This is a genomic window from Pseudomonadaceae bacterium SI-3 (genome assembly GCA_004010935.1).
Classification (GTDB): Bacteria; Pseudomonadota; Gammaproteobacteria; order Pseudomonadales; family Pseudomonadaceae; genus Stutzerimonas.
The window spans coordinates 1,841,009-1,855,200 of record CP026511.1; the positions used below are offsets into that span (position 1 = coordinate 1,841,009).

The 14,192-nt window shown below is 61.6% G+C and carries 11 protein-coding genes and 1 pseudogene; 9 read left to right on the plus strand and 3 right to left on the minus strand.

Going from position 1 to position 14,192, the window contains the following annotated elements:
• The first annotated feature begins 120 nt into the window (after nt 1–120).
• Nucleotides 121–1,305, plus strand: a complete 1,185-nt coding sequence (locus C1896_08860) for an acetyl-CoA C-acyltransferase (GenBank protein AZZ45008.1) — start codon at nt 121–123, stop codon at nt 1,303–1,305.
• A gap of 283 nt (nt 1,306–1,588) precedes the next feature.
• On the opposite strand, the gene C1896_08865 is transcribed toward C1896_08860, so the two are convergent.
• Nucleotides 1,589–2,980 (minus strand): class II fumarate hydratase, encoded by a 1,392-nt coding sequence (locus C1896_08865; protein ID AZZ45009.1) that lies wholly within the window; start codon nt 2,978–2,980, stop codon nt 1,589–1,591.
• A 148-nt stretch (nt 2,981–3,128) separates the two neighbouring features.
• Between C1896_08865 and C1896_08870 the strand changes: the two genes are divergently transcribed.
• The 7 genes and pseudogenes from C1896_08870 to C1896_08900 all read left to right on the plus strand — a co-directional run bounded on the left by C1896_08870 (nt 3,129) and on the right by C1896_08900 (nt 11,104).
• Nucleotides 3,129–3,638 (plus strand): hypothetical protein, encoded by a 510-nt coding sequence (locus tag C1896_08870; GenBank protein ID AZZ47588.1) that lies wholly within the window; start codon nt 3,129–3,131, stop codon nt 3,636–3,638.
• Between the two features lie 13 nt (nt 3,639–3,651).
• Nucleotides 3,652–3,951 (plus strand): BolA family transcriptional regulator, encoded by a 300-nt coding sequence (locus tag C1896_08875; GenBank protein ID AZZ45010.1) that lies wholly within the window; start codon nt 3,652–3,654, stop codon nt 3,949–3,951.
• 133 nt (nt 3,952–4,084) lie between these two features.
• Nucleotides 4,085–5,020, plus strand: coding sequence for a hypothetical protein (locus C1896_08880; GenBank protein AZZ45011.1), 936 nt, complete (start codon nt 4,085–4,087; stop codon nt 5,018–5,020).
• 58 nt (nt 5,021–5,078) lie between these two features.
• Complete coding sequence (locus tag C1896_08885) at nt 5,079–5,711, plus strand: disulfide bond formation protein DsbA (GenBank protein ID AZZ45012.1); 633 nt, start codon at nt 5,079–5,081, stop codon at nt 5,709–5,711.
• Complete coding sequence (locus C1896_08890; protein ID AZZ45013.1) at nt 5,704–7,485, plus strand: ABC transporter ATP-binding protein; 1,782 nt, start codon at nt 5,704–5,706, stop codon at nt 7,483–7,485. The genes C1896_08885 and C1896_08890 overlap by 8 nt, the downstream gene beginning before the upstream one ends.
• 159 nt (nt 7,486–7,644) lie before the next feature.
• Entirely contained in the window at nt 7,645–9,594 is a 1,950-nt protein-coding gene (locus tag C1896_08895; protein ID AZZ45014.1) for a methyl-accepting chemotaxis protein, read from the plus strand.
• Between the two features lie 181 nt (nt 9,595–9,775).
• A pseudogene (locus C1896_08900) lies at nt 9,776–11,104 on the plus strand (amino acid permease).
• On the opposite strand, the gene C1896_08905 reads toward C1896_08900, so the two are convergent.
• Nucleotides 11,091–12,131, minus strand: a complete 1,041-nt coding sequence (locus C1896_08905; protein AZZ45015.1) for a hydrolase — start codon at nt 12,129–12,131, stop codon at nt 11,091–11,093. The pseudogene C1896_08900 and the gene C1896_08905 sit on opposite strands and share 14 nt — an antisense overlap.
• Nucleotides 12,132–12,267: 136 nt before the next feature.
• Here C1896_08905 and C1896_08910 point away from each other — a divergent pair, with 136 nt between their 5' ends.
• Nucleotides 12,268–12,681 (plus strand): aminoacyl-tRNA hydrolase, encoded by a 414-nt coding sequence (locus C1896_08910; GenBank protein AZZ45016.1) that lies wholly within the window; start codon nt 12,268–12,270, stop codon nt 12,679–12,681.
• Nucleotides 12,682–12,813: 132 nt separating this feature from the next.
• Here the strand turns inward: C1896_08910 and C1896_08915 are convergent, their stop codons facing one another.
• Nucleotides 12,814–14,124, minus strand: a complete 1,311-nt coding sequence (locus C1896_08915; GenBank protein ID AZZ45017.1) for an MFS transporter — start codon at nt 14,122–14,124, stop codon at nt 12,814–12,816.
• Nucleotides 14,125–14,192 lie beyond the last annotated feature (68 nt).

Consider the following 14,192-nt stretch of genomic DNA (forward strand, 5'->3'; position numbering starts at 1 on the left):
CAATGGCCAGCCATATCCCTGCTGAATGTTCGTCGCCTTTGGTGAAGGGCCGGAACTATGCTCGGTCAATCGTCAACAGGCCGGCCGCCGCAGCGGCCGCCCAACCATTCGAGGTATGCCATGCGTGAAGTAGTGATCGTCGACAGCGTACGGACCGGCCTGGCCAAGTCCTTCCGCGGCAAGTTCAACATGACCCGTCCTGACGACATGGCGGCTCATTGCGTCAACGCGCTGCTGTCGCGTAACGGGCTGGACCCTAAGCTGGTCGAGGACTGCATCGTCGGTGCCGGCTCCAACGAGGGCGCACAGGGCTACAACATCGGTCGTAACGTGGCGGTGCTGTCGAACCTGGGTATCCAGTGCGCGGGCATGACACTCAATCGCTTCTGCTCGTCCGGCTTGCAGTCCATTGCCATCGCGGCCAATCAGATCGCTTCCGGCTGCAGCGACATCATCGTTGCCGGTGGTGTCGAGTCGATCACCATGACGGCCAAGAGCCGCAACAGTGACAACCTCTTCAACCCGGTTTTGCAGGAGCGGGTGCCGGGTCTATATCACAGCATGGGCCAGACCGCCGAGCTGGTTGCGCGCCGCTACAACGTCACCCGTGAACAGCAGGACATCTACTCCCTGCAGAGCCAGCAGCGCACTGCACGAGCTCAGGCGGAAGGCCTGTTTGACGATGAGATCGTTCCGATGAACGTTCGCTACTTCACCGAGGACAAGAACACCGGTGAGCGCACCGAGCATGAAGGTGTGGTAGACCGTGACGACTGCAACCGCCCGGACACCACACTGGAAAGCCTGTCGGGTCTCAAACCTGTGTTCGCCGATGATGGTTCGGTGACCGCGGGCAATGCCTCGCAGCTCTCCGATGGCGCCTCGATGACATTGGTCATGAGCCTGGACAAGGCGCTTGAGCTCGGCCTCAAGCCGCGTGCCTTCTTCCGCGGCTTTACCGTGGCCGGTTGCGAGCCTGAGGAGATGGGCATTGGCCCGGTGTTCTCGGTGCCACGCCTGCTCAAGGCGCGCGGTCTGCAGGTCAGCGACATCGACCTGTGGGAGCTCAACGAGGCCTTCGCCTCGCAGTGCCTGTACTGCCGCGATACGCTGGAGATCGACAATGAGAAGTTCAACGTCAATGGCGGCTCGATTTCCATCGGCCACCCATTCGGCATGACCGGCTCGCGTACCGCGGGCCATCTGGTTCGCGAGCTGCAACGCCGGAATCTGCGTTACGGGGTTGTGACCATGTGCGTTGGTGGCGGCATGGGTGCGTCTGGGCTGTTCGAAGCGGTGCGCTGATCAGTCGTCGCAGGGACGACTAAAAGAAACCCGCGCCAGATGGCGCGGGTTTTTCATGCCTGATCACTATTTGGTCGCTCCTTGGCTGGGCTTCAGCTCGTGCGCCAGGTTATCCGGTCTGCGTCTGGCTCCAGGCTAGCGATGCAAAGGTGCAACATGTGCCAGAGACGACTGAGTTGCTCTGCGGTGAAGTTTCCGGTGGGCTGAAGCCCACCCTACGACGTAACTTGGCCTGTAGGGTGGGCTTCAGCCCACCACCCCGCGGCTAGGTTGCTACCTCAGCTCAGCTGCGACTGGATTCGAGCATGGTCTCCGGTCGGACCCACTGGTCGAACTCCTCGTCGGTCAAATAGCCAAGCGCCAGCGCCGCTTCGCGCAGGGTAGTGCCTTCGGCATAGGCCTTCTTGGCGATCTCGGCCGCCTTGTCGTAACCGATGTGTGGGTTCAGTGCTGTCACCAGCATCAGCCCCCGCTCCAGATGCTCGGCCATGCGTGCCGCGTCCGGCTCGAGGCCGACGATGCAGTGGGTGTTGAAGTTTCGGCAACCATCGGCCAGCAGTCGGATCGATTCGAGCATGTTGTGCACGATCACCGGCTTGAACACATTGAGCTGTAGATGGCCCTGGCTGGCGGCGAAGCCGACCGTCACGTCGTTGCCCATCACTTGGCAGGCAAGCATGGACAATGCCTCGCACTGCGTCGGGTTGACCTTGCCTGGCATGATCGAGCTGCCCGGCTCATTGGCTGGCAAACGCACTTCGGCGAAACCACCCCGCGGGCCCGAGCCGAGCAGGCGCAGGTCGTTGGCGATTTTCATCAGCGCCGTGGCCAGTGTTTTCAGGGCGCCGGAGAGTGCGACCAGCGGCTCATGGCCGGAAAGGGCGGCAAACTTGTTCGGCGCAGACACGAACGGAAGACCGGAGAGTGCCGCCAGTTCAGCAGCAATCGCTTCGGCGAAGCCATGCGGGGCGTTGAGACCAGTGCCCACTGCGGTGCCGCCCTGGGCCAGTTCGTAAACGGCGGGCAGGGAATGTCGAATCGACTGTTCGGCGATATCCAGCTGGGCCACGAAGGCCGACAACTCCTGGCCAAAGGTCACTGGGGTTGCATCCATCATGTGGGTGCGCCCGGTTTTGACCAGCTGACCATAGCGTGCCGCCTGTTCAGCGATGCCGCCAGACAGCTCGGCGATGGCGGGCAACAGATCGTCTTGGATTGCTCGCGCAACGGCGATGTGCATGGCGGTGGGGAAGCAATCGTTGGAGCTCTGTGCGCGGTTGACGTGGTCGTTGGGGTGCACCGGGCTCTTGCCGCCACGTGCTCCGCCGGCCAGTTCATTGGCGCGCCCGGCAATGACCTCGTTGACGTTCATGTTGCTCTGGGTGCCGCTACCCGTCTGCCAGACCACCAGAGGAAACTGATCGTCGTGCTGGCCGTGGAGTATTTCGTCGGCGGCCTGTTCGATGAGACGCGCGATGTCCGGCGGTAGATCGCCTATGCGGTCGTTGACCCGCGCCGCGGCTTTCTTGATCAGCGCCAGCGCATGGCAGACGGCAAGGGGCATGCGCTGGTCGCCGATGGCGAAATTGATCAGCGAGCGCTGTGTCTGGGCGCCCCAGTAAGCCTGTTCCGGGACTTCCACTGGACCCAGGCTGTCGGTTTCGGTGCGTGTCATGCCGTGCTCCATCGATGAGGTATCCCTGTTAGGTTGCTGGCTGTGGGCACAGGTTCAATCTGGCCTGCAGCTGTTCCTTGAGCGCCGGGAACTCCGCGCGCAGAATGTGTCCATTGAGGCTCACTTAACGATCGCCAAGGATCATCTCATGCACATTCTTCGTACATTCGGCCTTTGTAGCGTTCTGTCGATGGCGCTGCTCAGCGGCCAGGCCAACGCTGACAGTGCGGGTCACCAGGCCCAGGCCGAGCGCTTCCTGGAGCTGGTCAACGCTGATCGACTCGCTGTGCCGGTGTATGCCCAGGTGCAGCAGATGTTCGCCGAGCGCTTCGAGCAGACCCAAGCGCCCATGAGCAAGCGCGCATTGCTCGAGCGCTACCAATCGAAGGCCGACGCCGCGCTGGACAAGGCCATCGGTTGGGAGCAGGTCAAGCCGGACCTGATCACGCTCTACACCGAAACCTTCACCGAGCAGGAGCTCAGCCAGTTGAACGACTTCTACGAGTCGGCGCTTGGCAAGAAGATGCTGACCAAACTGCCGGAGCTGAATGCGCGTTCGGCGCAGGTTACCCAGGCCAAGCTGCAAAGCGCCGTGCCCCAGGTCAACAAGCTACTGGCAGAGATGACTGCCGAACTCGATACTCAGAAAAAGCCCTGACGGAGCCGCCCGGATGTCCAAACTCGAATCCATCGAACAGACGCTGCAAAGCGCACTGCAACCTCAGCATCTGCAAGTGCTGGACGAAAGCCACATGCACAGCCGCGGCCAGGAAACCCATTACAAGGCGGTGATCGTTAGCGAGCAGTTCGCCGGCCTGAATGCGGTCAAGCGCCACCAGCGCGCCTACGCTGCAATGGGCGATCTCATGCAGCAGATTCACGCCCTGGCGCTGCACACCTATACCCCGGAAGAGTGGGCCGAGCAGGGCGCCGCGCCTGCGTCACCGGTCTGTGCCGGGGGGCACAAATAACAAGCTGTCTGGCGGCTTTAGGCCTGATCAAGATTGTTGCTAGAATGCGCGCCGCGCCGGCTCACGCCGGCGTTGTCGTTTTCGCATTCCCGGTCCGCCCTTTGCGTGGGCGACCACTGGAGGAAGTACCCGCATGACCCAGAAGATCGTCGTTGCGGCGCTGTACAAGTTCGTCTCTCTGCCGGACTACGTCGCGTTGCGTGAACCCCTGCTCGAAACCCTCGATGCCAACGGCATCAAAGGCACGCTTTTGCTGGCCGAAGAAGGCATCAACGGCACTGTGTCCGGCAGCCGTGAAGGGATCGATGCCTTGCTCGCCTGGTTCGGGACTGATGCGCGCCTGGCCGACATCGATCACAAGGAATCCTACTGCGACGAGCAGCCCTTCTACCGCACCAAGGTCAAGCTGAAGAAGGAAATCGTCACCCTGGGTGTGCCCGGCGTCGATCCCAACCAGCGCGTCGGCACCTATGTCGATCCGAAGGACTGGAATGCCCTGATCGGAGATCCGGAAGTGCTGTTGATCGATACCCGCAACGACTACGAAGTGGCCATCGGTACCTTCGAAGGCGCAATCGACCCGCAAACCAAATCCTTCCGCGAGTTTCCCGATTACATCAAGGCGCACTACGACCCGGCCAAGCACAAGAAGGTCGCGATGTTCTGCACCGGTGGTATCCGCTGCGAGAAGGCTTCCAGCTACATGCTTGGCGAGGGCTTCGAGGAGGTTTATCACCTCAAGGGCGGCATCCTGAAATACCTCGAAGAAGTGCCGCAAGAAGAAACGCGCTGGCGCGGCGATTGCTTCGTGTTCGACAACCGGGTGACCGTCCGTCATGACCTCACCGAGGGCGACTTCGACCAATGCCACGCCTGTCGTACACCGATCTCGCTGGAGGACCGCCAATCGGAGCACTACGCTCCAGGCATCAGCTGTCCCCACTGCTGGGATAACCTCAGCGAAAAGACGCGTCATAGTGCGCGTGAGCGGCAGAAGCAGATCGAACTGGCGCTCGAGCGCAACCAGCCACACCCCATTGGCTACAACTATCGCAAGGCGGGTGTGTAACCGAGTACAGCCATGAAGCGCGCTACACGCGCTTTACCCTGATAGAACCGGAGCGCCGATGAGCAGCCGACTGATCTATGTGATGGACCCGATGTGCTCATGGTGCTGGGGTTTCGCGCCGGTCGTGCAGGCGCTGATCGAACAGGCCCAGGCGCGCGGGGTGGGTTCGGAGCTAGTGGCTGGTGGATTGCGCCAGGAACGTACCGCGATGGATCAGGCCGCTCGTGACCGCACTGCCTCCTACTGGCACGCAGTACATGAGGCGAGCGGCCAGCCTTTCAACTTCGAGGCGGGCTTGCCCGACGGGCTGGTCTACGATACCGAGCCGGCTTGCCGTGCGCTGGTTGCTGCACGTGATCTCGACAGCCAAGCCGCGTGGCGACTCGCTGGGCTGATCCAGCAGGCCTTCTACGTTGAGGGGCGCAACGTCACGCTGCCGCCGGAACTTGTCGAGCTGGCCGAGACCGCTGGAATTCCGCGTATCGAGTTCGCCGACCGCTTCGATTCCCAGGCCGCACGTGATGCCACCGTTGCGGACTTTGAGTGGTCGCGCAATCTTGGTATTGCGGGATTTCCTACCTTGCTGGCTGAACACGATGGCCAGCTGGCATTGGTGACGAACGGATTCCAACCGCTCGAAGCCCTATCACCGCTGCTGGCACGCTGGCTGGATCACAATATCAATGCCTGATCAGCTCAGCTGGGCCGAAATTCGCCGCCTCGCCCTTCACCATCGCAAAGCCCTGGTACTGGCCAATCTGGTCGCGGTGCTAGCGACGCTTTGCAGCGTGCCGATTCCCTTGTTGTTGCCGTTGCTGGTCGACGAGGTGTTGTTGAAGCAGGGCGACGCCGCGCTGGAGGTCATGAACAACTTTCTTCCGGCGGAGTGGCAGACCGCCGTCGGCTATATCGGCCTGATGCTTTGCATAACGCTGTTGCTGCGCGCATCGGCTTTGATTTTCAACGTTCTGCAGGCGCGTCTGTTTGCCCGATTATCAAAGGATCTGGTCTATCGCATCCGAGTACGGCTGATCGAGCGGCTCAAGCGTATTGCGCTGAGCGAGTACGAAAGCCTGGGTGGGGGGACCGTCGCGGCGCATCTGGTCACCGATCTTGAGACTATCGATAAATTCATCGGCGAGACCCTCAGCCGGTTGTTGGTCGCCGTGCTCTCGATTGCCGGTACGGCGGCGATCCTGCTGTGGATGCATTGGCAGCTGGCGCTGTTGATCCTGTTGTTCAATCCTCTGGTGATCTACGCCACGGTGCAGCTGGGCAAGCGCGTCAAACACCTGAAGAAACTGGAGAACGACAGCACGTCGTTATTCACCCAGGCGCTCACCGAAACGCTAGATGCGATTCAGGAAGTGCGCGCCGGCAACCGCCAGGGGTTCTTTCTCGGACGCCTCGGCCTGCGCGCGCGGGAAGTGCGTGATTTCGCGGTGGCCTCGCAGTGGAAGACAGACGCCTCCAACCGCGCCAGTGGCCTGCTGTTCCAGTTCGGTATCGACATCTTCCGTGCCGCGGCCATGCTCACGGTGCTGTTTTCGGACCTGTCTATCGGACAGATGCTCGCGGTGTTCAGCTACCTGTGGTTCATGATCGGCCCGGTGGAGCAGCTGCTCAATCTGCAGTACGCCTTCTACGCGGCGGGCGGTGCGCTAAGCCGCATCAACCAGCTGCTGGCGCGTGCCGACGAGCCGCAATATCCCGGTGGTCAGGATCCGTTCGTTGGTCGCGATACCGTCGACATTCAAGTCCAGGGGCTGCGTTTCTCCTATCAGGATGAGCCGGTCCTGGAAGGGCTGGATTTGACCATCGCGGCGGGTGAGAAGGTGGCCATCGTCGGTGCCAGCGGCGGCGGCAAGAGCACCCTGGTGCAGTTGCTGCTGGGGCTCTATCAGCCGCAGGCCGGACATATTCGTTATGCAGGGGTCGAGGTGCAGGATATCGGGCTGCCAACGGTTCGCGACAACGTCGCCGTGGTACTGCAGCATCCGGCCCTGTTCAACGACACGGTGCGCGCCAATCTGCTGATGGGGCGCGAGCGGGACGATCAGGCATGCTGGCGTGCGCTGGAAATAGCTCAGCTGGCCGATACGATCCGGCAGCTGCCAGCCGGACTGGACAGCATCGTTGGTCGTTCCGGTGTTCGCCTCTCAGGGGGACAACGACAACGACTGGCGGTGGCGCGCATGGTGCTGGCTGAGCCCAAAGTGGTCATCCTTGATGAGGCTACGTCGGCTCTGGATGCGGCCACCGAGTATGCCCTGCATCAGGGACTCAACCGTTTCCTGCAAGGGCGCACGACGCTGATCATCGCCCACCGTTTGTCGGCGGTGAAACAGGCCGATCGGGTGCTCGTTTTCGACGGCGGGCGCATTGCGGAGCAGGGCGATCACCAGCAGCTGATTGCTGACGGCGGGCTCTACGCCAAGCTTTACGGGCATCTTCAGCAACATTGAGGCTGGTATCGGGCACAACCCTGAGCGCGCAGTGCCAGCCGGCTCAGTGCGCGCTGGCAAATTGACGTCAATTCCTGATTAAATTGCGCCGCTTTCGCATTCAACTTTAGTCGCAACCTGCCGACTCCATAAGCGCGCTTACTTTTTAGGGATTCTCTGATGCAGTCCGTCGATTTTTTCGCCAACCTTTCTGTCGGCAAGAAGCTGCTGCTTGGCTTCGCCATGGTCCTGCTGTTGACTTTGGGTGTCGCCGGGACCGGCTTTTACGCCGTGGACTCGATCCTGAATCGCTCATATCAGATGAATCAGCTGTTACGGATCAACGCTGCGATTCTGGAGGCCCGTGGCCTGGAGCGCGACTTTGCACTGACTCGCAGTGACGAATCCGCCGCAACCTTGCGCAGCACCCTGGCCAAGCTCAATCAAGAGCTGGACGAGCTTGCGCAAAGCTCGTCTGAAGAAGACCAGCAGAAGCTGGAGCAGATTCGCAGCGATGCGGCCGTCTATGCCGATAACTTCACTCAGTACGGTGAGCTGATCAGCAAAGGTGTGGTGCTTCGCGAGCGTATGGCCGATGCCGCACAAAAAAGCCGTGAAGAGTTTGAATACATCGAACTGGATATGTACGACGCCGTGCGCGTATTGCGTCTGGAAGGTGACCACTTGAAGGGCAGCGACCCGCTGACCATCGCCGAAGCGGCGTCCGGGCTGACCAAGCGCATCCTCGATCTGCGTACCTTCGAAAGCATGTTCATCGCCCATAGCGCGCAAGCCGCGGTGGACAGCTGGAACGAGTCCTATGCGGACGTGACCACCATCGGCAGCAGTCTGAAAACCTGGCTCAACGACGAGCAGAAAGCCACCATGGATGGTGCGCTCAACGCTCTAGCGGCCTATCAGCAGGCGTTTGGTGAGTTCCGCAACAACCGCGCCGAGCGCATCGCGCTCGAGCAAGCGATGGTGGGCCAGGCTCAGCGCATCCTGGATACGGCCGATCAGGCATTGGCGGGTGCCACCGAGGCCATGCAGGAGCAGCGCCGCAGTGCCTACACCTGGCTCGGAATCATCAGCGTTCTGGCCGTGGTAATTGGGCTGGTGGCCGCGACGGCGATCTCCCGCATGATCGTCGTACCGCTGCGCTACACCGTACAGCTGGCGCAGCGCGTGGCCGAGGGCGACCTGACCCAGTCGCAGAAGGTGACCCGTCGCGACGAACTCGGCCAGCTGCAGAAAGCGATGTCCGACATGACTGAGAGCCTGCGCACCTTGATCGGCCGCATCGGTGGTGGCGTCGGTCAGATTGCTACCGCCGCGGAGCAGTTGTCCGCGGTGACGGCGCAGACCAGTGCTGGCGTTCAGAAGCAGCGGGTCGAGACTGAACAGGTCGCTACCGCCATGCACGAAATGGCAGCGACCGTTCAGGAAGTCGCGCAGAATGCGGAGCAGGCATCGCATGCAGCCCGCGAGGCCGACCAGCAGGCGCGCCAGGGCGACCGCGTCGTTCAGGAGGCTATCGGTCAGATCGGCAGCTTGTCTGGCGAGGTCGAGCATTCCGCTCATGCCATCGAAGAGCTGAATACCGAAAGCGGTCGTATCGGCACCGTGTTGGAAGTGATTCGTGCGGTGGCTGAACAGACCAACCTGCTCGCACTCAACGCGGCGATCGAAGCCGCCCGCGCCGGTGAACAGGGCCGCGGTTTCGCCGTGGTGGCTGATGAGGTCCGCGCCCTGGCTCGCCGCACGCACGACTCCACCGAGGAAATCGAAGGCCTGATCGCCAACCTGCAGCGCGTAGCGCAAAAGGCCGTTGAGCAAATGCAGACCAGCCGTAACCTGACCCAACGCACCGTCGATCTGGCCAGCGAAGCAGGCATCGCGCTGGGCCGCATCACCGAGTCGGTTTCGACCATCGAGCAGATGAACCAGCAGATCGCGGCGGCAGCTGAGCAGCAGAGCGCCGTCGCTGAGAACATCTCCGAGAGCGTGACCCGTGTTCGCGACATTGGCGAGCAAAGCGCCAGCGGCAGCGAGCAGACCGCTGCGTCCAGTGCCGAGCTGGCGCGCTTGGGCGTCGAACTGCAAGGGCTAGTGGCGCGCTTCCGCACCTGAGTTTTTCTCTGCAGCAGCGAAGCCCCGGCTCTTGCCGGGGCTTTGTCGCTTATGGCGCTGAACTCCGGCGAGACTCCACCTATCTAGAAAGGTGACGCGGCTGCGGCTGCATGCTCGGGAGAAGAAGATTGAACGCCTTGTCGCTTGCCGGTTTCTGCCTCGAAATCGAGGCTGCCCAACGATGAAAACCAACGTATTCGCTGCGGGCGAGTCCCGGCTGAAGCAAGCGATCACTGGCCCAGCGCTGTTTCTGTTCATCCTCGGTGACGTGCTGGGTGCCGGCGTGTATGCGCTGGTCGGCAAGATTGCTGGTGAAGCAGGCGGGGCGGTCTGGGTGCCGCTGCTGGTCGCGCTGGGTTTCGCCATGCTCACTGCGGCGTCTTACGCATAGCTGGTCACTAAGTATCCAAAGGCCGGCGGCGCTGCGGTATTTGCCGAGCGGGCATTTGGCAAACCATTAGTGTCCTTTCTGGTGGGCTTTTGCATGTTGGCTGCGGGTGTGACAAGCGCGGCGGGATTGTCCCTGGCGTTTGCTGGCGATTACCTCGGTGCCTTTTTCGACACCCCGGCGGTGCCGACTGCGCTGGTGTTTCTCGCGATCGTTGCGCTGCTGAACGCTCGTGGCATCAAGGAGTCGCTGGGAGCCAACGCGGTAATGACAGTGATCGAAGTGTCCGGCCTGTTGTTCGTGGTGGTGCTGGCCGCACGCTTCCTTATGAGCGGGCAGGGCGAGCCGTCGCGGGTATTGGAGTTCGCGCCTGGCGTGTCGCCTGCGATCGCCGTACTTGGCGCGGCGCTGATCGCTTTCTATTCCTTTGTCGGCTTCGAGGTGTCAGCCAACGTGGCCGAAGAGGTCAAAGATGTGCGCCGCAACTACCCGCGCGCGCTGTTCGGTGCGTTGTTGGTGGCGGGGCTGGTCTACGTGGGGGTTGGTATCGCAGCCACGGCGATACTCCCGCCAGCGGCCTTGGCGGAATCATCCGCGCCCTTGCTCGACGTGGTGCGCGCCACCGGTTATGCCGTGCCGCACTGGCTATTCGCGGCGGTAGCGCTAGTGGCGGTCGCCAATGGCGCGCTGCTCACCATGATCATGTCCAGCCGGTTGGCCTACGGTATGGCCGACGAGGGGCTGCTGCCCTCTGTTCTGACCCGCGTACTGCCTGAACGGCGCACGCCTTGGCTGGCAATCGTGCTGACCACATTGTTAGCAATGATTCTGACCGTGACCGGTACGCTGACAGCCCTGGCGGAGACAGTAGTGCTGCTGCTGTTGTTCGTATTCATGAGCACCAATGTCGCGGTGCTGGTGTTGCGCAAGGACAAGATCGACGCGCCGCATTTTCGCACGCCGACCCTTCTGCCTGTCCTGGCGATCCTCTCCTGTCTGGTGTTGCTGTCCCAGCAAGGCGCCGGCACCTGGTTGCGTGCCGGGCTGTTGATGGCGCTGGGTGCCTTGCTCTATGGAATCGGGCATTGGCGTAAAGGGCGCGCGGCGGTTAGCGTTGATTGAGCTCAGCGGCCCATTCAGCCAAGGGCAGCCCCGGCTGTTGATGCCAGATACGCTGCCAGATCTGCTTGAGTCGGCTCATATCGCCGCGTTCGGCTGGGAGCCGGTCGACAAAAGGGATCAGCCTCCAGTCAGCGCTGTTTCGCTCGGCCAGGGCGAAGCGGAAGGGGTGGAAGCCAGTCATGCCGAGGCGCACGTCGGTTACCAACAGCTGGCCCGCAACTTCGTCGTAGCGCAACACGCCGCCGGTAAACCATTGCAAACGAGCATGCTGCGGCGACTCGCTCAGTGCCGCGGCGAGCCGTTTGCCACGTGGAATGGCTACCAGTTCGGGTGGTCGGTCATCGAACCAGCTCACCAGCGCTTCATGGTAGCGATCATCGTCGATGACGATGACCCGCCATAGCAGGCTGTTGAACGGCGTCGGTGTGCTGAACATCTGACTCGCCTGAATGCCTTGCTCCGCCATCACCGTTTCGACGCGCTGCTCGGCCATTTGCTTGCCGGCCAGGGTGAAGCCGAGATACGCCGTCGACAACGCCAGCGCGACACCCGCCAAACGGGGGCTGCGACCCTTCAATCCCGCAATGGCACCGACCAACACCACCAACAGCAACGGGATGCTGTAGAGAGGGTCAATGATAAATACGCTGGACCAGGCCACCGGCGGTGTGGTCAGCGGCCAGAATAGCTGGGTGCCATAACTGGTGAAGGCGTCCAGCAACACATGCGTCACCAGCACCAGCCAGACCGTGAGGAACAGGCGCCTGCCGCTGTAAGCTGGATTAGGTCGTATTCGTCGCGCCAGCCAGGCCAGCACAACGGCCAGCGTGCTGAGCACGAAGAGTGAGTGGCTGAAGCCTCGGTGATAGGTCATGTCGGCGATTGCATCGCCATAATCGATGACCACATCAAGGTCGGGCAGCGTGCCGAGCACTGCACCATAGAGCAGGGCCTTGCGGCCTTGCCAACGGCCCAACAGCGACGCCTGAACCGTGGCGCCGAGAAGGGCTTGGGTTATCGAGTCCATGCAGGGTTCCATCTGTTTCGAGTGCGCTACGGTAGCCGAACCGGCTGACCCGTAGCGGCTCCAAATCATATAAAAACATGTCCGCAACGCTCCGGTTGTGGACAATGACCTTTCCATCCCGATTGTTGAAGGACCGATGCTCGACATATCCAGCAATGTGCAGGTAGCCGACAGCGAGATCGAACTGACCGCCATCCGCGCCCAGGGTGCCGGCGGGCAGAACGTCAACAAGGTGTCCAGTGCGTTGCACTTGCGCTTCGATATCAACGCGTCGTCATTGCCACCGTTCTACAAGGAGCGCTTGCTGGCGCTGCGCGACAGTCGCATCACCAGTGACGGTGTAATCGTGATCAAGGCGCAGCAGTATCGGACCCAGGAGCAGAATCGCGCCGATGCCTTGGAGCGTCTGGCCGAGATCATCCGTAGCGTGACGAAAGTGGAAAAAGCGCGTCGCCCAACGCGTCCCACGCTGGGCTCGAAAAAACGGCGCCTGGAAGGCAAGACCAAGCGCGGTGCGATCAAGGCTGGGCGTGGCAAAGTGGATTTCTGAGACCTGCCAGCGGCATTGCACCGCTGGCAGACACGACTCGCCTGGTTCGGGCTTGCCCTGCAAACCTGTAATCGCGAGTCGCTAAGAGCTCAACAATGTAGCGAACGCTAGGATCAGCCCAGCATCGCTCGCCTAAGAATGCGTGCCGGTCCGCGGTTCGACGGCCTCTTCTTCGTCGACGGGCTGCTGGCCTTCGTCGAGGATGTCCGCCTCGGCGATCTCGCCCTCCGGCGTATCGGGCATCAACTCGAGCACGGTATGGCTGGTGCGCAACATCGGTGTGAAATGGCCGTGCGGCTCGGTTACCAGATCGAATACGCGGCGCGAGCGGAAGTAGGAATATAGGGCCAGAAACGCCAGGGTAACCGCGAAGAACACCGGCAGCGCCTTGGGTCCGAAAAAGCTCATCAGGCCGCCTGCTATCACCGGGCCAAAGGCAGCGCCGAAACCGTTTGCCAGCAACAGGCCGCTGGAACCTGACAGAATCTCGTCCGGGTGCAGCTGGTCGACCATCTGAGCCACGGCGATCGAGTAGATGGAAAACGCCAGACCACCCCAGACGAACATCATCCCCAGCAGCAGGGGACCGGAGGTCAGGGGGGTAATCAGACCGCCAATCACCGCAGCGATTGCCACGACCCAGAGCAAGACCAGTCGACGATCATGCTTATCGGAAAACAGCCCGATGGGCCATTGCAGAACGGCACCCCCGAGAATGGTGATACTCATCAGCAGACCTACGCCCGAGGCATCGAAACCGCTCTGCGAGGCGTAGACCGGCGCCAGCCCCCAGAATCCTCCAAGCGTCAGGCCGGAGATCCCGGCGGCCATCAGCGGCAGCGGGGCGATTCGAGCCAACTGCAACAGGTCGGTCGCGGGCATGTCGGGCTGCGCGGGTTGTGCCTGGCGTGTCAGGGTAATCGGCATCAGCGCGGCGCAGATCAAGATTGCAGCCAGCGCAAAAAGCGTGAAGTTCATGGGGCTGTCGAGGCTCAGCAATTGCTGAGCGGCGGCCAGCGAGCCAAGGTTGACGGCCATGTACAGCGCAAACACCTGACCGCGTTTTTCTCCACTGACCTGCGCGTTGAGCCAGCTTTCGATAACCATGTACAGCGTGACCAGGGCGACGCCATACATCACGCGCAGCACCAACCACACCCATGGATTCACGATCAGGACGTGAAGCAGCACGGCGATCGAGGCGAGGGCGGCATAGAAAGCGAAGGTTCGGATGTGGCCGATACGCCGGATAAGCGAAGGCGCCAGCCAAGTGCCGACGAGAAACCCGGCGAAGTAGCCGGACATCAGCAGGCCGATCAACCCAGTGGAGTAGCCTTCTTCGATGCCGCGCAGCGTCAGCAGCGTGTTCAGCAATCCATGGCCGAGCAGGAGGAATGCAACTCCACCCAGCAGCGAGCTGATGGGGGCTAGTAACGACGTCATAACAAAACAACCTTGAGCAAATTTATCCGTGAAGGCAGGCTGCCATGTCGCGAGCGGCGTGCCGTTAT

What these genes read in the sequence shown, in the direction of transcription:
- C1896_08860 (AZZ45008.1), top strand. Translation starts at nt 121, where the DNA reads ATGCGTGAAGTAGTGATCGTCGACAGCGTACGGACCGGCCTGGCCAAG.
- C1896_08865 (AZZ45009.1), bottom strand. Translation starts at nt 2,980, where the DNA reads ATGACACGCACCGAAACCGACAGCCTGGGTCCAGTGGAAGTCCCGGAA.
- C1896_08870 (AZZ47588.1), top strand. Translation starts at nt 3,129, where the DNA reads ATGCACATTCTTCGTACATTCGGCCTTTGTAGCGTTCTGTCGATGGCG.
- C1896_08875 (AZZ45010.1), top strand. Translation starts at nt 3,652, where the DNA reads ATGTCCAAACTCGAATCCATCGAACAGACGCTGCAAAGCGCACTGCAA.
- C1896_08880 (AZZ45011.1), top strand. Translation starts at nt 4,085, where the DNA reads ATGACCCAGAAGATCGTCGTTGCGGCGCTGTACAAGTTCGTCTCTCTG.
- C1896_08885 (AZZ45012.1), top strand. Translation starts at nt 5,079, where the DNA reads ATGAGCAGCCGACTGATCTATGTGATGGACCCGATGTGCTCATGGTGC.
- C1896_08890 (AZZ45013.1), top strand. Translation starts at nt 5,704, where the DNA reads ATGCCTGATCAGCTCAGCTGGGCCGAAATTCGCCGCCTCGCCCTTCAC.
- C1896_08895 (AZZ45014.1), top strand. Translation starts at nt 7,645, where the DNA reads ATGCAGTCCGTCGATTTTTTCGCCAACCTTTCTGTCGGCAAGAAGCTG.
- C1896_08905 (AZZ45015.1), bottom strand. Translation starts at nt 12,131, where the DNA reads ATGGACTCGATAACCCAAGCCCTTCTCGGCGCCACGGTTCAGGCGTCG.
- C1896_08910 (AZZ45016.1), top strand. Translation starts at nt 12,268, where the DNA reads ATGCTCGACATATCCAGCAATGTGCAGGTAGCCGACAGCGAGATCGAA.
- C1896_08915 (AZZ45017.1), bottom strand. Translation starts at nt 14,124, where the DNA reads ATGACGTCGTTACTAGCCCCCATCAGCTCGCTGCTGGGTGGAGTTGCA.